The 20,606-nt window shown below is 35.4% G+C and carries 18 protein-coding genes and 1 rRNA gene; 9 read left to right on the top strand and 10 right to left on the bottom strand.

What is annotated here, in order from left to right; translation table 11 throughout:
- Positions 1-33 precede the first annotated feature (33 nt).
- From BM088_RS22675 to cyaY, 8 genes are all read right to left on the bottom strand, one after another.
- A complete protein-coding gene (locus BM088_RS22675) occupies positions 34-1,683 on the bottom strand; it encodes an SUMF1/EgtB/PvdO family nonheme iron enzyme (protein ID WP_091990250.1) in 1,650 nt (549 codons plus the stop codon).
- A gap of 230 nt (positions 1,684-1,913) precedes the next feature.
- A complete protein-coding gene (gene add / locus BM088_RS22670) occupies positions 1,914-2,903 on the bottom strand; it encodes an adenosine deaminase (protein WP_091990248.1) in 990 nt (329 codons plus the stop codon).
- A gap of 95 nt (positions 2,904-2,998) precedes the next feature.
- Positions 2,999-4,120 carry a heme biosynthesis HemY N-terminal domain-containing protein gene (locus BM088_RS22665; RefSeq protein WP_091990245.1) on the bottom strand — a complete coding sequence of 374 codons (1,122 nt, stop codon included), beginning with the start codon at positions 4,118-4,120 and terminating at the stop codon, positions 2,999-3,001.
- Positions 4,117-5,961: a uroporphyrinogen-III C-methyltransferase gene (locus tag BM088_RS22660; RefSeq protein ID WP_091990242.1), complete on the bottom strand. Its 1,845-nt coding sequence runs from the start codon at positions 5,959-5,961 to the stop codon at positions 4,117-4,119. Before BM088_RS22660 ends, BM088_RS22665 begins: the two co-directional genes overlap by 4 nt.
- A gap of 140 nt (positions 5,962-6,101) precedes the next feature.
- A complete protein-coding gene (gene hemC, locus BM088_RS22655) occupies positions 6,102-7,043 on the bottom strand; it encodes a hydroxymethylbilane synthase (RefSeq protein ID WP_091990239.1) in 942 nt (313 codons plus the stop codon).
- A gap of 64 nt (positions 7,044-7,107) precedes the next feature.
- Entirely contained in the window at positions 7,108-7,899 is a 792-nt protein-coding gene (locus tag BM088_RS22650; RefSeq protein ID WP_091990236.1) for a DUF2914 domain-containing protein, read from the bottom strand.
- Positions 7,900-7,907: 8 nt separating this feature from the next.
- Positions 7,908-8,564 (bottom strand): alpha/beta hydrolase, encoded by a 657-nt coding sequence (locus BM088_RS22645; protein WP_091990233.1) that lies wholly within the window; start codon positions 8,562-8,564, stop codon positions 7,908-7,910.
- Between the two features lie 28 nt (positions 8,565-8,592).
- The gene (gene cyaY / locus BM088_RS22640) at positions 8,593-8,916 is read right to left on the bottom strand and encodes an iron donor protein CyaY (RefSeq protein WP_091990230.1); all 324 of its coding nucleotides are present in this window, start codon (positions 8,914-8,916) and stop codon (positions 8,593-8,595) included.
- A gap of 128 nt (positions 8,917-9,044) precedes the next feature.
- Here cyaY and lptM point away from each other — a divergent pair, with 128 nt between their 5' ends.
- From lptM to BM088_RS22615, 6 genes are read left to right on the top strand one after another with little or no spacing between them, the layout of a single operon-like run.
- Positions 9,045-9,215: an LPS translocon maturation chaperone LptM gene (gene lptM / locus BM088_RS27380; RefSeq protein WP_177208145.1), complete on the top strand. Its 171-nt coding sequence runs from the start codon at positions 9,045-9,047 to the stop codon at positions 9,213-9,215.
- Positions 9,216-10,475 (top strand): diaminopimelate decarboxylase, encoded by a 1,260-nt coding sequence (gene lysA, locus BM088_RS22635; RefSeq protein WP_091990227.1) that lies wholly within the window; start codon positions 9,216-9,218, stop codon positions 10,473-10,475. It abuts the gene before it with no gap.
- Positions 10,469-11,299, top strand: coding sequence for a diaminopimelate epimerase (dapF, locus tag BM088_RS22630; protein ID WP_091990223.1), 831 nt, complete (start codon positions 10,469-10,471; stop codon positions 11,297-11,299). The genes lysA and dapF overlap by 7 nt, the downstream gene beginning before the upstream one ends.
- Before the next feature lie 13 nt (positions 11,300-11,312).
- Positions 11,313-11,921: a DUF484 family protein gene (locus BM088_RS22625; RefSeq protein WP_091990220.1), complete on the top strand. Its 609-nt coding sequence runs from the start codon at positions 11,313-11,315 to the stop codon at positions 11,919-11,921.
- Positions 11,922-11,923: 2 nt separating this feature from the next.
- Positions 11,924-12,883 (top strand): tyrosine recombinase XerC, encoded by a 960-nt coding sequence (gene xerC, locus BM088_RS22620; RefSeq protein WP_281247191.1) that lies wholly within the window; start codon positions 11,924-11,926, stop codon positions 12,881-12,883.
- A gap of 9 nt (positions 12,884-12,892) precedes the next feature.
- Positions 12,893-13,606 (top strand): HAD-IA family hydrolase, encoded by a 714-nt coding sequence (locus tag BM088_RS22615; protein WP_177208144.1) that lies wholly within the window; start codon positions 12,893-12,895, stop codon positions 13,604-13,606.
- A 60-nt stretch (positions 13,607-13,666) separates the two neighbouring features.
- On the opposite strand, the gene rsgA is transcribed toward BM088_RS22615, so the two are convergent.
- A complete protein-coding gene (gene rsgA, locus BM088_RS22610; RefSeq protein ID WP_091990214.1) occupies positions 13,667-14,716 on the bottom strand; it encodes a ribosome small subunit-dependent GTPase A in 1,050 nt (349 codons plus the stop codon).
- Between the two features lie 394 nt (positions 14,717-15,110).
- Between rsgA and uvrD the strand changes: the two genes are divergently transcribed.
- The 3 genes from uvrD (at position 15,111) to BM088_RS22595 (ending at position 20,399) form a co-directional block, all read left to right on the top strand.
- Positions 15,111-17,276, top strand: a complete 2,166-nt coding sequence (gene uvrD, locus BM088_RS22605; RefSeq protein ID WP_091990211.1) for a DNA helicase II — start codon at positions 15,111-15,113, stop codon at positions 17,274-17,276.
- Positions 17,276-19,378, top strand: a complete 2,103-nt coding sequence (locus BM088_RS22600; protein WP_091990208.1) for a tRNA(Met) cytidine acetyltransferase TmcA domain-containing protein — start codon at positions 17,276-17,278, stop codon at positions 19,376-19,378. Before uvrD ends, BM088_RS22600 begins: the two co-directional genes overlap by 1 nt.
- A gap of 187 nt (positions 19,379-19,565) precedes the next feature.
- Positions 19,566-20,399: a CZB domain-containing protein gene (locus tag BM088_RS22595; protein WP_091990206.1), complete on the top strand. Its 834-nt coding sequence runs from the start codon at positions 19,566-19,568 to the stop codon at positions 20,397-20,399.
- An 88-nt stretch (positions 20,400-20,487) separates the two neighbouring features.
- On the opposite strand, the gene rrf is transcribed toward BM088_RS22595, so the two are convergent.
- A 5S ribosomal RNA gene (rrf, locus tag BM088_RS22590) occupies positions 20,488-20,602 on the bottom strand.
- Positions 20,603-20,606: the final 4 nt, after the last annotated feature.

The raw sequence follows: 20,606 nt of genomic DNA, 5'->3' as shown, positions 1-20,606 counted from the left end.
TAATGCGACCTTCTCTGAGTTTTTATTAGCTGGCTAATCTTGTTTTAACGCGAGCCAATTTAGCTTCCAATTATTATCTAAAGAATTAAGGGTTAATCTGTTTTTCCCCTTTTTAAGATGAAGCTTACTGCCCTGTTGAGTTTGCCATTCATGATAACCTCCAGTTTCAGTTACCTTTTGAACCTCCAGCTCTTTACCATTAACAAACACAGTAAAACCTTTCGTATTTCTTGGAGATGCCACACGATAAGTCAGTACATATTCACCAGATTGCGCTACGTCAATTTGATACTCCAACTTAGCTTCATTAGAAATACCACCAGCCCCTGTAAGGTTGTACTTACCATCTACATCTGAAGTCCTCCCTACCGAAGTGCCTGAAATCTTTACGGCCGATTCTGCTTCTATTCTTTCCGGTGTTTTCACCCAACCACCCGCTTTCGTTGCAACAAAATTACTATAATCGCTTTGTAAATGCTGCCTTACAGCCACTACGCTATACTCATATTGATGAACATCTGCATTAGCATCTTTAAAGGTTGAGTCCATTATATTTGAAGCAAGTAGTTTAAATAGGCTACCAACACCTGAATTTCTATAAATACGATAGTTTTTCACATCCGCTTCTGTACTTTTATCCCAATTCAAAGTAACCATTCCTTTATCTTGCTTAATGGTAAGGTTGGTAACAGGTTTTGGATAATCAGGCTTTGCATCCCTATGTTTTTGTTCTGTTTGCTGGGCTATTTGTAGTTCTGATTTAAACAACTTAGTTATGCTAGACTCTGTACCACTTTTACCATCAAGTGCAACTCTAAAACCCTCTACTCCACCAATAAAGTCCTCAGTGATACTACCTCGTTGATTTAATGGAAATGTATTCCAATGCCAACTGCCGCCACGGGTCACTCGACGCTCACACTTATCATCTATATGAGCCTCTCCATTTAAAGGTGCTTTTTCATAATTAGGCAAATAACAATCCGCTAAAAACTCCACCACATTGCTTATCATATCGTGTAAACCAAAAGGATTAGGTTTATACATGCCAACAATACTTGCATAGGCCGAGTGATCCACACAATTAGATTTACCATTAGCAAAATTCACATAGCTAGAATTTGAATCTCTTTGCAATATATTTTCACCAGTCAAATCTGCCGTATTTTCATACTTACAAATTTCTGTTTGCGCTAAATCATCTCCAAAGAAGTATTTAGTTTTAGTCCCTGCGCGAGCTGCATATTCCCATTCAGCTTCGCTAGGCAAGCGATATGGTTTACCAGTTTCTTTTGCTAACCATTTAACATAGGCATCTGCAGCTTGCCAGCCAATACAATTTACTGGCTGAAATTCACTGGTTGTTAATTCATTATTGTCCCAACTTCCAGATGTGCCACCTATAAACCAACTATCAAGTTGGTGGTAACATTCTGTCGGAGTCTGATAATTTGTAGCTGTAATAAAACGGCGAAACTCTTTTACCGTAACCTCATATTTACCTAAACTAAAAGCCGGTAATACAACCTTATGAATTGGCTCTGCATCTTCCTCATCAAGGCTGCCCATTTCAAAACTACCACTGGGAATATCAACCATAATTGGCTCTATTGGTGAACCTGCAAAAGTTTGATAACTCATAGTAGATAAACACAGTGCCATTATTATTTTATTAAGATTCATTTTAGACTTCCTTTTTAAAAGATGGGCTAAGAATGAAAAAACACAGTAAATAAATCTTAATAAAAATTTATAATCAATTAAAAATAGAAAAATCATAGAAAACAAAAAACACAAGGAATTGATATTAAATAATTTAATTTCAAGTCATAAAATATAATACTAAAGCTTCAAATATAAAAAATGCGCCATATAGGCGCATTATTTGGTATTTAAGTAGTTAGATTTTAAATCTATAAGCTCTGTAGAGCCTGTTTCTCGGCTTGTGTTAGAAAAGCAATTTCCAGTGCATTTTTTTGTGCTTTAGTCATATCTGCTTGGCTTAAACCTGCTTTAGGTGCCGCTACTTCATATTCATAGCCAATTTCAATACCACTTACACCAGGATCGTCAGTATTGATTGATGCTAAAATACCATGATCTAAGAAAGTTTTAAGTGGATGAGCTTGATAACTAGCAACTGTGCTTGTTTGAATATTACTTGTTAAACAAGATTCCATACCAATCTTATGCTCTGCCAAGTAATCCATTAAACGTGGATCTTCAATCGCCTTAACACCATGACCAATACGCTGCGCACCTAACTCATTAATTGCCTGCCAAATACTTTGGGCGCCTGCAGCTTCACCAGCATGAATAGTCACATTTAAGCCTGCATCTCTCACTTGATTAAAGTGACTCACAAATAATTCACCAGGGAAACCTAATTCATTACCCGCTAAATCCACAGCAATTAAATCATCTTTACAGCTTAATAATGCATCTAGCTCTTGCTGACAGATATCTTGACCATATGTACGAGATAAAATGCCTATCAGCTTCACTTTAACTGGGTATTTTTCACAAGCTGCTTTAATACCATCAACAACCGCCTCAACAACACCCTGTGGGTTTAACCCTTGTGTTTGCGCCATATAATAAGGGCTAAATCTTAACTCAACATAATGAAGACCTTGGTTAAAAGCATCTTCGACGTTTTCGATTGCAATACGGCGACATGCATCATAGTTACCTAACACAGCCACACCCCAATCTAGCTTTTGTAAAAAAGCCATTAAATCAGGTTCATTTTCTAAAACTTGCACATGAGGCTTTAAAGAAGCCAAATCATTAGCTGGTAATTTAATATTGAATTGCTGACCCAATTCTAAAATTGTTTGTTGACGTACGTTACCATCAAGGTGGCGATGTATATCAAGTAATGGAATTGTTTTATCTATCATAATTGGCTCAGTCTTTAAAAAATTTTCAGGATCATACTTGAGTAATAGTTCAAAACCAAATTAACTAATTTTGAACTTGTTTAGCGAGTTAATACTCAGCTATATTTTTGGTATAAAGTCAGTGCTAAAGGCGCATCTTCTTGTTGATTAAAACATGCAACGGCTGAACGCCAATGAGCTTGCTTATATGTTTCAGATTGGTTGAAAACAGCTTTAAATACTTTTGCAGCTAGTGTGTGATCTTGCTGTGCTTTTGCAATATAAGCTAAGCATAACAGCAACTCTGGCTGTTCAGGATATTTTTTTAAGGCTTGTTGCACTAACCCTTTCAATTTATTGCACTGATAATTACTAGAAGCTGTGAGTATGTCTAATAACTCAGTATAACGCTCTTTTTTCAGCATCTTGACCAAGTCAGCTTCAATATCTTTACTTTCACCTAATGCTAACAATGCTTTTAGGTATATATTATTAGCAAGCGCTTTTAAATGCCGACTTAATTGGTTGTATCGTTTTTTTACCTCTGCAACTTTTAATTCACTAAAGTAAGCTCTTAAAACTGCTAGCCATTGCTCATCATTTAGCACTTTCCTTTTCTCTAATTGAGGAAATAGCTCACTCAATTCAGACCATTTATTTTGTTGTATTAACAGCTGGCTATATAAGTTTAATTCAATATTTGAGCTTTTCTTATTTTTAGCCACAGGAGCCAATAATAGTTGCGCCACTTCAACTTGTTCTAATTCAACAAACAATTGAGCGGCATATTTTTGGTCTTGCTCATCTAAGTTATTAAGTAAGTCTAGCGCTTGAGATTTATTGCCTTGCGCTAACGCAGCTTTTGCCGCCGTAGCCTGACTTAAACCTTGCCAACCATTAGGTACCGTTGATTTTGATAGCAATTTAGCCGCTGTCATATGATCACCCGATAAACTTGCCCACATACCTTGTTGTAAATTATCTAATTTCTTTTTTTCACTTCTACTAGTAAAGCGAAATTTAGTATTGCCATAAAGTGACCATAAATATGAAATCAATTTATAAACAACAAACATACCAACACCAGCCATAGTCATCATAATGCCAAAGCTGACAATCGTTCCTTCAATCGTCCAATTATTCAGGGCTATTAATACATAACCTTTCTCACCAATCGCTAAAGGTGCAAGTGCTAATACAATGACTGCAGCTAATAATATTAACCAATTTTTTGTCATAGTGACCACTCCTTCATTAACTGGCTAGAAGCCAAGTTTAATTGCGGATTAAAATTGAGTGGTGTACTTTTAAGTTGATTCAATTCGTTATTTACATTGTGTACTGCGCTTGAATTAGTATCAAAAAATGATGCCAATACTTTATTTGCTTGCTCTAAAGCAGCTTTATAAATAACTACTTGCTGGTTTTGTAATGCAGTTTGGCTTTGCGAAATATAAAAACGTACTTGCTGGCGAATTAAGCTTTGCTCTTCTTTCGTTAATAACGGCTCGATTTTTTCAGTTCTTTCATTCACTTTAATAAAATCATCGACCAATAAAGACCATGAATGCTTTAAGTTTGCTTGCCAATCAGAAATATCTTCAGATAAAACCTCTTGCTCGGTATTATTTACTAAGCTAGGTAGCTTCACCATATTAAGTGGCAATGTATCAACTTGATTCAATAAGCCATGTAGTTTCAAATATAAGTCCTGTACAGGTACATTGCTTAAACCTTTCAGCATTTGTATATCTTCAGCGATCACAGCACGCAACTCACTGGTATCACTGTGTTCTGATAACAAACTATCTAATCTGGTTAAGATATCAACAGCACCTACAAAATCTTTTTCTACTTTAGCTTTAAATTCAGCCATGCGATGTAAACTACGCACTTCTTGTGGGTTTAAAGTGACTTTAATGTTTTTAATTTCATTTAAACTATTTTCAAGTTGCTCAGAAATGTTTTTCTCACTGGCATTTAGCGCTGTTTCAACTTGTAACTTTTGACTAGTTAATTCATTTTTTATAGCACCAGTTAAATTAGCACTGTTATTTTGTATTTGTGCTTTTAATGCATTTAATGATTGCTCTAAACTTTGATTATTCATTTGTAGTTGCTGAACTAAAGCTTGCTGTTGGTTATTACTATAAAAGTTAAACGCAAAGCCACCAGCTGCGCCTAAAGCGATTAATAAAGATAAAATTGCAACAGTATTACCTTTTGGTTTTGAATTTTGTTTATTCGCCGTTTCAGGCTGTTTAACTTCTTTTTCACTGATACTTTGATCACTCATAATGGCAGAGGCCTCCTGGATATGAGATTTGACGAAATTATTTTTTGCTTCGCTATTTTGCTTTATGACTTCTGACAAAATAGCCTCATCAGACGCACCATTACAATTATGAATATTATCTATAGGCACATTAAACGTTTTTAAATATTTAGCTGTTCTTTCACTGACAACATAAAATTGGCATGTTCGCAGCCAGTCACAGCCTTTTACTGTTAAATCACTAAAAATAACATCAACTGCAGCATTACTGGTTAATACTATACTGTCTATTTTTTGTTGTTGCCACTTTTGAAACCAATCACTTACATTGCCCACAACTTTTTGTCTCTGATAAATATTTAAAGTATTTAACCTTGCCCTTCTTTCTTTTAATGTTTTAGCAAGTAAAGGTCGACCTCCCTTACCTTTGATTAAAACTATACTATCTCCATCAATGTCTTGTAACGATTTAAGTTCCAGTAAACCTTCTGAGTCTTGATTATTTGGCACTACGGCTTTTTTATTAAAGAACTCTAAAATTGTTTGTGCTGTTTTATCACCCACAGCAAAAAATATCGCACTTGGATTTATTACTGGTGATAAAGCAGCTAATGATTTAACGGCATCTTGTGAAATAAAAATAAGTTTATCGGCATCTATAAGCGGGCTTAACTGGCTGGAGGTTATTTCTAAAGGCTGTAAATTTAACAATGGAAATGAAAAAGCTTTAAATCCTTTTTTTTCAATAAAACTCACTAAACTTTCATTTTTATTTTTAGGGCGAGTAATGAGAAATACAGACATGCATTATTCCTTAATAAAAAACTCCTACATGAGTGATTTTCATCATTTATATAGGAGTTCTAGACTATCGCTTTGCGATTATAAACCTCATTGATCTATCGACCTAAGCAATGCTTTTAATAAAATACGTAGCAAATTTATTAGGCGTCTCGATAAACTTCTGCAAGAATTTTATCAGCACCTAAACCTAACAAGGTATCAGCTAGTTGCTCACCTAATTGCTCAGCCTGCAAAACACTACCAGATACCGAATCCTGCAAAATAACAGAACCATCGATTGCGCCAACTAAGCCACGTAATGTTAAATTATCACCTTCAACTTCTGCATATGCCCCAATAGGCACCTGGCAACCACCTTGCAGTTTACGATTCATGGCACGCTCTGCTAATACACGTATACGTGTTTCATTATGTTCTAATGGTGCTAAAAATGCTTTTGTTGCTTTATCATCCATTCTACACTCAATACCCACCGCACCTTGGCCATTTGCTGGTAGAGAAGTCTCAGCATCGATAAAGTCACTAATACGCTCAGGCATTTCTAGACGAATTAAACCTGCAGCGGCTAAAATAATCGCATCATATTGACCATCATCAAGTTTTGCTAAACGTGTATTGACGTTACCGCGTAAATCTCTGATCTCTAAATCAGGGCGCAATGCTTTTATTTGACATTGGCGACGTAAACTAGACGTGCCAACAATTGCACCTTTAGGTAATTCATCTAATGTTTTATAAATATTAGAAACAAACGCATCTCTTGGATCTTCACGCTCACAAATTGTATGTAGCGCTAAACCCTCAGGAAACTCAACAGGTACATCTTTCATAGAGTGCACAGCAATATCAGCACGACCATCTAACATTGCTTGCTCTAGTTCTTTAACAAAAAGACCTTTACCACCGATTTTAGCAAGAGGCGTATCTAAAATTTTATCGCCTTGTGTAGACATAGGCACTAATTCAACGGTTAGCTCTGGGTGAAACTTTTCAAGCTCAGCTTTTACAAATTCCGCTTGCCATAATGCAAGGGCACTTTTACGAGTTGCTATTCTCAATACTGTTTTTGTTGCAGTTGTCATGTTTTACCTTTCACTAAAATCTAAAAATCTATATTTCTTAAATTGAGTAACTTCACAGCTATATTTATTCAATATGAAATGACTTACTCGCTAAAATATTGTGCTTTGAATTCACCAGCTCAACTCGCCAACTTCCAACCTGGGTTGCCATAATTTTTTTTGAAGAATATGTTCTATATCTTGTGTTATAGATTTTTAATTCAACCTCGGCCATCAATTTATTTTTAAAATACCAGCGATGCCATACTTTTTGCGATTGCAGCTTATTCAATTCAGTAAAAAAGAATAATTGATTATCAATTTGAGACTGGAATATTTGTCCGCTTAATACATCAACAGGCTCTCGATTAACAACTGATGAAGTTAATAAAGCACGAGAAACAAATTGCGGATCAATTAAGCCCCCTACTGATATTTGAGATAGATGCGATTTGTCAATTTCAGCAGGTGTATTATCTTGCTCTTTTAGTTCTGTTTTTTTACTATTTTTTTGTATTACATTAGCAGCATTGTTTAGTTTTTCTGTTTTGATTAACTCTGATTTAACAATAACTGAGCCAGTTTCTTTTAGTTCATTCTCTTTTAATTTTTTTATTTCATGAGTATTTTTTGCTAATTCTTTACCAAGGCTCTCTTTTAGTAAAATAACTTTTTCTTGTTTGTCTTTATCTACTGCTCTTTTACTTTCTGTTGCCGAAACAACAGGGAAATTACGCCATAAAACAACAATAATAATAAAAACCAAAGACAAACTAACTAAAAGGATACGATGCCAATGCCATTGATATTCAATGTGATCATCAACAGCATGAGTAGAGTGTTCTAACTTAGTTTTTATTACTATTCTTTGACTCACAAAAAAACCTACTGAAGTTGCTTAATTAACCAATCACGTATCGTCATGATTTCTTCACCGCAGACTTGATGCCCCATAGGGTAATCATGCCAAGTCACATTCAAACCTTCGCTTTGCATTACGTCATAGGCCTGACGTCCAGCCATCATAGGAACCACTTCATCTTGAGAACCATGCGCCATTAATACAGTTAAGTCTTTATGAATAACCTCATTTGCAAATTTACCTGGTTGACACATATAAGTAGAAAGCGCCATGACGCCTGCCAGTTTTTGTTTCAATCTAGGCGCCAAATGCAGAGCGATCACACCACCTTGAGAAAAACCAGCTAAAATAATTTTATCTGCATTAATACCTGAAGCTATTTCTTGTGTAATGATTTCTTCAACCTGTAATGATGATTCTCTCACACCTTGTTCGTCGGCACGTTTATCTAGATCAAAAGAAACGATGTCATACCATGCTCTCATTTTCATACCATCATTAATTGTGACAGCGCGAATAGGAGCATGTGGAAAAATAAACTTTACTCCTAATTCGTTAGGAATTTTAAGCTGAGGAACGATAGGTGCAAAACCCTCTCCAGAATCACCTAAACCATGTAACCAAATAACAGTTGCCTTATGCGGTCCTTGCGCTTCACAAATAACAGATTTTAAATTCATAGTGCTATTTCCCTTACTTTTTAATTTATTACAGCTGTGACAGCCATTTTATTTCAGCGCCAGCCTGACGCGTTGAAACTTCGGATAAAAACTGCCAAAACTCTGCTTGGCTTCTATTATCGATCCACTCTTTACCATTAAATTCAAAATGATGTCCATTAAACTTTGTGGCAACCCATAACTGATGTAAAGGGGCTTGTTTATTAAGAATGATCTTACTATTATCTGGAAAAATAATTTCTAAAATACTGGGTGCTGATTCATAATCTAAATCAACATCACAGTCATCAACCTGCTCTTCAATAATAAATAATAGATCGTCTACTAGTTGATGATACTCTTGATCTGTCATTTTGTTTCCTAATATAAACCTAGTTTTAACAGAGGAATAAAATAAAAACTCCCCGACTGTCTGCATTTATAAATTTTTCTGTTACTCTGCGATTATAAAGAGTAAATACTTTTATCTAAAGAAAACTTATGCAAAGAATAAAATATCGTCAGTTCATCTTAGTTTCTTGTTTACTGTTCATTGGTGCTTGTGGACAAACAGGTGAACTTTATTTACCAAAAGAAACACAAGAAAAACCTAATATTGCATCCAAAGAACCAAATGAAACACAGCAAGATACAAGTGAACAGGAAAAATAAATGGACTATTTTAATTATCGTTCAGAGCACCTTTACGCTGAAGATGTGAATATAAACGATATTGCCACACGATACGGTACTCCTTGCTACATATACTCTAGGGCAACTTTTGAACGCCATTATAATGCCTTTGTTGATGCAGCAAAAGCACATAAAAACTTAGTTTGTTATGCAGTTAAAGCAAATTCCAATATTGCGGTCTTAAATATACTCGCTAAATTAGGCTCTGGTTTTGATATAGTGTCTCAAGGTGAACTTTCACGTGTCGTTGCAGCAGGCGGCGATGTTAATAAAGTTGTCTTTTCAGGAGTTGCAAAAACCAAACAAGAAATCACCTATGCATTAGAGTTAGGAATAAAATGCTTTAATGTAGAATCAATTGCTGAGTTACATAGAATCTCAGAAATTGCTGCAGAACTAGAGCTAATCGCTCCCATTTCTATTCGTGTTAATCCAGATATAGATGCAAAAACACATCCTTATATTTCCACAGGTCTAAAAGAAAATAAATTTGGTATAGACATAAATCAGGCTATAGAAGTATATAAAACAGCATCAAAATTGCCTGGCTTATCAATTCAAGGCATTGACTTTCATATTGGTTCTCAACTAACTGAAGTGACTCCTTTTTTAGCTGCTTTAGATAAAATTTTATTGTTAATTGAAGAGTTGAATCAATTAGGTATAAAAATAACCCACCTTGATGTAGGTGGTGGTTTAGGTGTGCCGTATCAAGAGGAAGAGCCTCCTCACCCAAGCTTATATGTTGACAAAATAAACGATAAATTAGCTCACTTACCAAACTTAGAGCTTATTTTTGAACCTGGTCGCGCAATCGCAGCAAATGCAGGTATTTTAGTCACAAAAATAGAGTACCTAAAACAAAATCAAGATAAACATTTTGCCATTGTTGATGCAGGCATGAATGATTTATTAAGGCCTTCTCTTTACCAGGCGTGGCAAAATATCATCCCTGTCACCTTAAAAGCAGAAAACACAGCTAAAAGCTACAATTATGATATTGTAGGCCCTGTATGTGAAACGGGAGACTTCCTTGGTAAAGATCGCGACTTAGCATTAAGCCAAAATGAACTGCTCGCTGTACGTAGTGCCGGAGCTTATGGCTTTACTATGAGCTCTAATTATAATTCTCGTCCACGTATTTGCGAAATAATGGTTGATGGCAACCAAGTTCATGAAATTCGCCAACGTGAAACTATAGAACAACTTTATCAAGGGGAGTGCTTGCTACCATGCTAATTAACTTTTCAAAAATGCACGGTCTTGGTAATGACTTTATGATGGTCGATAACATCACTCAAAATGTTTTTTTATCAAAAGATCAAATTAAAAAGCTTGCCGACCGTAATTTTGGTATTGGTTTTGACCAACTTTTAATGGTTGAAGCTCCCTATGATCCAGATTTAGATTTTCATTACCGCATATTTAATGCTGATGGTTCTGAAGTTGCACAATGCGGCAATGGTGCCCGTTGTTTTGCGCGCTTTGTTCGCATGAAAGGCCTAACCAACAAACATAAAATTTCTGTCTCTACTAAAGGTGGAAACATGACCTTATATATTGAAAAAGATGGTCAGATTAGTGTCAATATGGGTCAACCAAAATTAGAGCCAAATAAAATTCCATTTAAAGCAAGTAAACGTGAAGCGACCTATATTTTTAGAGCCGATGAACACACCATATTCAGTGGTGCGGTTTCTATGGGTAACCCTCACTGTGTAGTAGAAGTAGATGATATAGATACTGCTGAAGTTGAATTATTAGGCCCTTTACTTGAAAACCACGAACGTTTTCCTGAAAAAGCCAATATTGGTTTTATGCAAATACTGAGTCGTGAACATATTAAGCTCAGAGTTTGGGAGCGCGGTGCAGGTGAAACTTTGGCTTGTGGCAGTGGAGCTTGTGCAGCAGTGGTTGTTGGCCAAATACAAAATAAACTAGACCCTCATGTTCAAGTTGATTTACCCGGTGGAACTTTGCAAATACGTTGGCATGGAGAAAACCAACCAGTAAAAATGACTGGCCCTACGGAACATGTTTTTGATGGTCAAATAGCAATATAGTGAAGAACTTATTATGAATAAATTATCTGAACAACAAGTGGTCGATTATCTAGAGGAAAATACTGATTTTTTAGTTAATAATCCCAACTTGCTTAGTCAGTTAGATTTAATACAACAACAAACTGGCGTGAGCTCTTTGGCAATACGCCAACAAAAAATATTAAGAGAAAAAAATCAAGATTTAAAGCAAAACTTAGCGGATCTCATTAAAATAGCAAAAAAGAATGAATCTATTTTCCAAACATTTAGTGCTTGTTATAGAGACTTGATGGTCACTGATAACTTTGATGACTTATCAAAACAATTAAAACATGTCATTTGTCAGGATTCAGAAATAAAAGAATGCCAATTAATACAATACCATATTAAACTAAACTCTATTATCACGCACAGACTGACCGAACATAAGCATTATTTAGGTAGACCAACCCAAGATGAAATCAGTATATTATTTAACGAAAATTGCCAATCAATTGCTCTTTACTTAATTGGTGATATTGATTCTCCTTTAGGTGTTTTAGCTTTTTCCAGTGACGACCCTTTTCATTACACACCATCACAAGACAACCTTTTCATTAAAGAATTTGTGCAAGCATTAGCAATTAAGTTGTCTGAACTTTAATTGTGGCTAATATCCTTCCTGTATCTATCCCTGCTCAATGGCAAGACCCTATCAATGCCTTTATTCAATACTTAAAAATAGAAAAAGATTATTCCGAACACACACAATTACAATATCAAACACAATTAAAACAGGCAGCCTTATTTTTACAAGAATATGCCGATAATTGGCTACAAGTACAACCTGAACATATTCGCAGCTTTAGCATGCAACTTAGAGCAAAACGTTTAAGTAGCAGAACCATAAATTTAAAACTGTCGTGCATTCGTAGTTTATATAAATATCTTCAAGCTTTAAAAGTACAACGCGCAGCAAAAAATAAACGAGCCATAACACCACTTAACAATCCAGCAGAGGCAATTAAAGGCCCTAAATTTGAAAAACCACTGCCAAAAAATCTCGACGTTGATCAAATGAATCAACTACTAGAAATTCCTCAAGAAGATGCCTTGGCTATCAGAGACAAAGCGATGATGGAGTTAATGTATTCTTCAGGTTTACGAATCAGTGAGTTAGTTAACGCCAACTTAAATGATGTTAAACATGATCAAGCTGAAATCCGCGTTTTAGGTAAAGGTAATAAAGAACGCATTATACCTGTCGGTAGTAAAGCTTTAGGCGCTATTAAAGCATGGCTCAAATGCAGAGGGGAATTTGCCAAACCAGATGAGACTGCACTTTTTTTAAGTAAACGAAAAAATCGTATCTCAGTTCGCCAAGTCAGAGAACGAATGAAACAATGGGGTATTAAGCAGGGAATATCTGCGGCAATTCATCCTCATAAATTACGCCATTCTTTTGCATCCCACATTTTAGAGTCAAGTAGTGATTTACGTGCTGTGCAAGAGTTATTAGGTCATAGTAGTTTATCTGCAACTCAAGTTTATACTCATCTTGATTTTCAACATTTAGCCAAAGTTTATGATACAAGCCACCCAAGAGCTAAAAAGATAAACAAGTAAGAGAACATTATGAAGATATATAGAAAACTCAGCCAAATAAAAATACTAAGCTTTGACTTAGACGATACGCTTTATGATAACAAACCCATAATTAAATCTGCGATTGCAGCACAATTTGACTATATAAAAAAAATTAAAATATGGGGAAATAAATGGGTAGAGCAAGGCCCTGACTTTTGGCACAAATGCAGAACTACCGTACAAAAAGAAGTACCTGGCATTGAGCAGAATGTTACATTACTACGCCAAACTGCATTAAAATATGGTTTTAAATATATTGGTTTAAATGAACAAGATAGCCAGATGCATGCACATAAAGCATATAAAGCATTTATAGATACCAGAAGCCAAATAATAGTTAAACCAGAAGTATTAACGCTGCTCAAAAAGTTAAGTAAAAAATACACTTTAATCGCGATCACTAATGGTAATGTGGATATCAGTCAATTTAGTTTAAAAAATAGCTTTGAATTTTTACTTATGGCAGGTTTTGATGGCCCACAAAAGCCCGCTCCAAATATGTTTGAACTTGCAGCCAACAAACTTAATGTATCATTGTCCAATATTTTACATATAGGCGATAATTTAGATTCTGACATTCAAGGTGCTAACAATATAGGTTGTATGTCTTGCTGGCTAAATGAAGAGCCCATTAAAACACAATATAAAGGACTAGCAGATATTGAAATTAGTAATATTCTGCAACTTGAGAAACTTTTATAATTAAAATGAAACCTCATAAAATATAGAAAGCGGCAGCAATCACTGCCGCTTAATTTAAAGTTACATCAGTTTATTTTTACGTTGTTTTGATTCAGCCTGAACACTCCTATAAAAACGCCCTAAACTGCGTTCTTTGCTTCGAGTTTCAGCTAAACTCGTAGCATTTCGGCTCTGCTCAGCTAATAACTTACCATAGTTAATGAGCCTGCGTAGTTCTAGCTTACCTGAGTCTATCGCAGCCAAAACAGCACACCCAGGTTCACTTTGATGTTGGCAATTAGAGAATTGACACAGTACGGCTAATTCATAAATTTCAGAAAATGTATCCTCAATTCCTTTTTCACAATCCGTAAGTTGTAATTCCCTCATTCCTGGAGTGTCGATTAACAACCCACCCTCAGCCATAAAATGAAGGGAGCGCTTTGTGGTCGTATGACGCCCTCTGCTATCTTCCTCACGAGATGAAGCAGTTTCTTGTCTATTTTGGTTCAGTAGGGTATTCACTAAGGTTGACTTACCAACTCCGGACGAACCTAAAAAAGCCACTGTTTGACCTTGAGCACACCAGGGTCTCAATACTTTTACACTTTTAGTTTCTAGAGCATTAACAGCTTCAACTACTAACATAGGGTCAAGAGATTGTACTTGCTTAACGTAATCTTGCGGTTCAATACAGCAATCCAATTTTGTCAAAACCACCACAGGTTCAACCTCAGCCTGTCTAGCTAACGCTAAATATCGCTCTATTCGATTAAGGTTAAAGTTGTTATTTAGTGAGCAAACAATAAAAACAGTATTTACATTAGCTGCAATCAATTGCAAAGCAACTTTACTACCCGCAGATTTACGTTCAAATAACGAAAACCGTTCCAACCTTACTTCAAATTGGTTTTCACTGCTCATTAATAACCAATCTCCAACAGTTAAATCTGGCATTCTTGAGTTTACAGGTAAGCTATGGCTGATTGATTGTTCAGTCATAATTTCTATATGAGAACGATGACATTCAATGACACGCCCTAAAGTAGAATGCTCCCACTGCTCAAGTGAAATTTGTTGTTGAAAAAAGGAGGACCATCCCATTTGAGATAAAGAATAATTTTGTGACATGATAAACCCTAACGCTTAAAGGCGTCATAAAAACATAATATAGGGCTTAAATTAATTCAGCCCCGGCTTAAAACCGGGCAGTAAAACGTATGTAGCTTCAATTTTGTGAAAAGCTTATTTTAGTTTTTTGCCCAGTGGGTATTTAATACAAACATCAATTATTCCTTATTTAGATTATTAGCGTATGCTAAAAGAAGATATAACTTTAGCAAACTAACCAAACAGCCACAACATGGTTAAATTATAATTTTACTCTTTTAAAAAACCATAAAACCTATTACCTGTTTATAAAAACAGTATTCTATTTGGACTGTCTATGAGTCCTGTTGTATCATACTCAAAATAAATGATGCCACCTAGTGGCCTAAATAAAATAACGGTTTTGGTGGCATGAATGGACGTTTCTGAATTATTAGATGGCTTAAACGATAAACAGCGTGATGCAGTAGCTGCACCTTTAGAAAATATGCTTATCTTAGCTGGTGCAGGATCTGGAAAAACCAGAGTTTTAGTACATCGTATTGCATGGCTAATGCAAGTTGAAAACGCTTCTCCTTATAGTATTTTTGCTGTAACTTTTACCAATAAAGCCGCTAAAGAAATGCGAACTCGGGTTGAAGAAACCATTAAATCCTCTGTTGGAGGTATGTGGATAGGTACTTTTCATGGTTTATCACATCGCATATTACGTGCTCACCATTCAGAAGCTAAACTGCCCGAGTCATTTCAAATAATAGATTCCGACGATCAACTCAGAATGATCCGTCGTTTATTAAAAGCTTTAAATATTGATGATAAGAAGTGGCCAGCAAAACAAGTATCTTGGTATATAGGTGCAAAAAAAGACGAAGGTTTAAGACCCAAAGACATTAAGGCTTATGATCAAAATGAACAAATGCTGCTACGTATTTATACAGCTTATCAAGAAGCCTGTGATCGCGCCGGTTTAGTCGACTTTGCAGAAATATTATTACGTTGTTTTGAAGTACTTAATAACAATGCAAGTTTATTACGACATTACCAAGACCGTTTTCCACATATATTAGTAGACGAATTTCAAGACACCAATACGGTACAATATGCCTGGTTAAAGTTATTAGCAGGTAAAACAAATAATGTTATGACGGTAGGTGACGACGACCAATCTATTTATGGGTGGCGTGGCGCTAAGATTGAAAATATTCGCCGTTTTTTAGAAGACTTTAGCGCTAATACGATTCGTCTAGAACAAAACTACCGTTCGACTGCCACCATATTAAAAGCAGCAAATACCTTAATTGCCAATAACTCTGAGCGTATGGGTAAAAACCTTTGGACTGAAGGAAATAAAGGTGATCCTATCTCAATTTATGCTGCATTTAACGAATTAGATGAAGCACGTTTTATTGTTGGTAAAATTAAAGAATGGAAAAATCAAGGTAAAAACCTGATAGATACGGCTATTTTATACCGAAGCAACGCGCAATCTCGTATTCTAGAAGAAGCCATGTTACATGAAGGTATTCAATATCGCATATATGGCGGCATGCGATTCTTTGAACGCCAAGAAATAAAAGATGCTTTATCTTACCTTCGTTTAGTTAATAACCGCCAAGATGATGCTGCATTTGAACGAGTGATCAATACACCAACACGGGGCATTGGAAATAAAAGCATTGGCTTAATTCGCGAATGTGCTAGAAATGAGTCACTGCCATTATGGTATGCCGCACACAGCTTGATAGAACAAAAACAACTGACAGGGCGAGCTGCAAATGCAATTTCGAGTTTTATTTCACTAATTACTCATATAGAAACAGAAATTAAAGATAGTGTACTCGCTGAGCAAGCTAAATTTGCCATAAATCATTCCGGATTAATGGCTATGTATCAAGCTGAAAAAGGCGAAAAAGCGCGTTCACGTATTGAAAACTTAGAAGAATTAATCAATGCCTGTTCACAATTTGAATTACCTGACGAAGAAGACTTCTCTTCACCTTTATCGGGGTTTTTATCTCATGTTGCACTTGAGTCTGGTGAAGGACAAGCCGATGAACATGATGATGCAGTACAAATGATGACGCTACATTCAGCAAAAGGGCTCGAATTTCCATTGGTATTTATGGCTGGTGTTGAGGAAGGTATGTTCCCTTCACAGCAAAGTCACGATGATTCTGAACGCTTAGAAGAAGAACGTCGCCTTTGTTATGTAGGCATAACAAGAGCAATGGAAAAGCTATTCATAAGTCATGCTGAAAGTCGTCGTTTATATGGACAAGAGAAACAACACGCTCCTTCTCGTTTTTTACGTGAGATCCCGGATGATTGCATTGAAGAAGTACGTATAAAAACACAAGTAACTCGTCCTCAAGCAAGTAATCGCTTTAGCAACGCAGTTAGTACGGCTGCTTTTGAAGAAACAGGCTTTAAACTTGGGCAAAGGGTAATGCATAAAAAATTTGGAGAGGGAATTGTACTAAATTATGAAGGTTCTGGATCCCAATCTAGAGTGCAAATTAACTTTTTGGATGTTGGCAGCAAATGGTTAGTCACTTCATTCGCTAAATTACAGGCAATTTAATGTCTTTTGACAATTCACTGCCTGTGAACTTGATTGAATACCTAAAATCAATTAAGAATAACAGGCATAGACAACTATTATTACTAACTGGTTCACCTCAATGGACAAGCCTACAAGCAAATATAATTATTGAACAGTTAGCTGGTAAAAAATGCATATTAAGTAAAAATAAAAATATAAAGCATGCTTACTGGCCCGAGCATAATCACCAAGTTTTAGGACAAGAATATCAAGTTGCTTTGTATGATGGCTATTCTGGATTAATACCAGATAAACTTGCAGCAATCACAGGCACAATTACATATGGCGGTATTTTAATTTTCATACAGCCAGATTTAAAGACACTTAACAATTTTATAGACACAGCATTTGAAACCTTTCAATCTGCGCAAATAAAATCTAATGATGTCAGTTTTTTCAATCAAAGATTAAGTCATCTTTTAAGCCAACAAGATTGCATTTATTTAGATCAAACTGATGGCTGGAAAACCCCTAAAATTAATGAGGGTATTACCGTTGAGCAAAATTATTCTCAGCAAGAAAGTGTTGTTACAGCCATTATAAAAACAGCTCAAGGTAGAGCTAATAGGCCCTTATTAATAACAGCTGATAGAGGTAGGGGAAAATCATCGGCTTTAGGTTTAGCAGCAGCAGCCCTTTTTAAAGAAAATAAAAAAATCCTTATATCTGCATCCCAACGACGTTCTGTGGAATCAGCGTTTAAACATTTAGCATCTATTACTGAGCAAGAATATAAAGCCGGTGAGAATACTTTAGCTAACTTACGTTTTGTAGCACCAGACAAGCTACTCAATGAACATCATAATGCCGATGTTATATTTATAGATGAGGCAGCCGCACTACCTGTAACTATATTAAAAAAAGTATTGAAAAATTACCCTCGAGTTGTATTTGCTAGCACTGTTTATGGTTATGAAGGCACGGGGCGAGGATTTACTTTAAGGTTTATACCATTTCTAAAAGAACATTATAAAAATTGGCAGCGAGTCTCATTACAGGATCCTATTCGATTTGCCAAAGGGGACCCTTTAGAAAAATGTATTAATCAACTTCTTTGTTTAGAAGCTGACTGTGCTGTGCATCTACCAAATAAAATAGAAAACCACCACATCATTGAACTAAGCCAAAAAGAATTATCTACAAATGAAAACTTGTTAAATCAAGTTTTCGGCTTGCTTGTTTTAGCGCACTATCAAACCACCGTAAATGATCTTCGGCAACTACTAGATGGTAACCAATTAAAAATATTTATAACTTTAAGTGATAGTAAAGTAATAGCTGCTGCACTTATCGCTCTTGAAGGTCAAATTTCCAATCAATTAAGCGAACAAATACTGCAAGAAAAACGTCGCCCAAAAGGGCATTTATTAGCTCAATCAGTTTCACAACTAGCAAATTCAAACTATTTTTTAATAAACTCCGTTGCCAGAGTTATACGCATCGCTGTTCACCCTGAGTTAACACGACATAATTATGGCAAAGAATTATTACAGTACATTGAATCTAATTTAAGCTCACAAGTAAGTGCCATAGGTGCTAGTTTCGGCGGTTACGCTTCTTTATTAAACTTTTGGCAAAATTCTGAATATCACATAATAAAACTTGGTTTTAAAAAAGATAAAGTGAGTGGTGAACATTCATGTATCGTAATGAAACCTTTAATAAATGAAGCAATCCCTTTTATTAAAAAATTAAAATTACAATTTGAGCAACAACTTCCTTTGTATTTGCTACATAGTTTTTCACACGTCAATCCAAAGCTTATTAGACAAATAGTACTAAAAGTAAATTTAAATGCTGAACAAGATATAGAAAAAGATCATGATAAAAGCGAAGTAAGGCGCTTTCTTTCAGGTCTGCTTAGCTTAGAACAAATAATTCCTAACCTTTGGCGACTGATTTGGTTATATCCTAATATGCTTAGCCAATGTAATTATTTTTCTCAAGAATTAATAATAAGATTAATATTACAAAATCAGCAAAGCGAATATGTGCAAATAGCCATGTCAATAAAAGGAAAAAAACAAATCATAAAAGAGTTACATTCATCAATAACTGAGCTACTGAGTTTTATTAAATAATAAAGCGCTCATTATTATCAAAACGAATATGTTTTAATTGTATTCTAATAAGACTTAAGCAAAACGAGTTTTAAATTAAAATGACTTAAAAATACTACTTTTTTCTTTTCAATAAACCCTGCAAATTTATCAACCTGCACTATCATTAAAATTCAAAGGCATATAATTTTAATGAGCAGGGGAAGCAATGGACTTTATCAACTTTAAGGTAGGCTCAAAAACAATTTCACTTAAAATTCTTGATATTCTAGTCACCGAACGATTTGAAAATGATCTCACTGAATTACCTAACAAAAATAAAAGTTTCATTGGTATTAAAGATTATATGGGAACACCTACACCAGTATTTGATCTCGGTATAATTTTAAATGGGGAGTCAACTTATTCTATTAACTCAGCATTAGCAGAGCTATTGCAAGCCCGCGAAAAAGATCATATAGAATGGGTAAAAGCATTAGAAGATACCCTACATAACGGCACTTCATTCGAAAAAACACGGGATCCCCATAAATGTGCATTTGGGCAATGGTACGATAAATTTAAAACAGATGATGAAGACCTTAAAATCATTCTAGATAAATTTGCTGCACCTCATACAAGAATACATGAACTTGCTGATGAATTAATCAATATGTCCCAACAAGGCCATAAAGAACAAGCTTTAGATATCTTTGAACATGAAAAAAGAACGACATATACTTTGCTTTTAAGATTATTTGAATCAGCTAAAGAGCAGGTCATACTAGACTATAAACCGATTATAATTTTCACAACAACGGATGGTGTTCATCCACATATTGGCTTATTAGTTGATAAGGTGGGTCAAAGTGTTAATGTTAATAAAGAAGATATTAAACCATTAGAAAAATTAACAAGTATTGGTTTTGATATTGATCCACAAACAAGAAATATGATGCGTGGATTAATAAAAATGGAAAAAATACACAGCGTGATCATCGACCCATCAGTCATATTTTTAGAAGAACAAGCAGACAAAGAGCTTGAAGCAGAAACCATATAATATAAGAGCTTGCTTGGCAGTGTACTATTTTTAAAATACAAAAACAAAAAACCCGACACATTGCTGTATCGGGTTTCTCTAATTAGGAGCCTGGCGATGTCCTACTTTCACATGGGAAACCCCACACTATCATCGGCGCTGTTTCGTTTCACTACTGAGTTCGGCATGGAGTCAGGTGGGTCCAAAACGCTATTGTCACCAAGCAAA

The organism is Pseudoalteromonas denitrificans DSM 6059 (assembly GCF_900112265.1).
GTDB classification, from domain to species: domain Bacteria; phylum Pseudomonadota; class Gammaproteobacteria; order Enterobacterales; family Alteromonadaceae; genus Pseudoalteromonas; species Pseudoalteromonas denitrificans.
The sequence above is the reverse complement of the archived record's forward strand: the minus strand, read 5'-3'. Positions and strand labels throughout refer to the sequence as shown.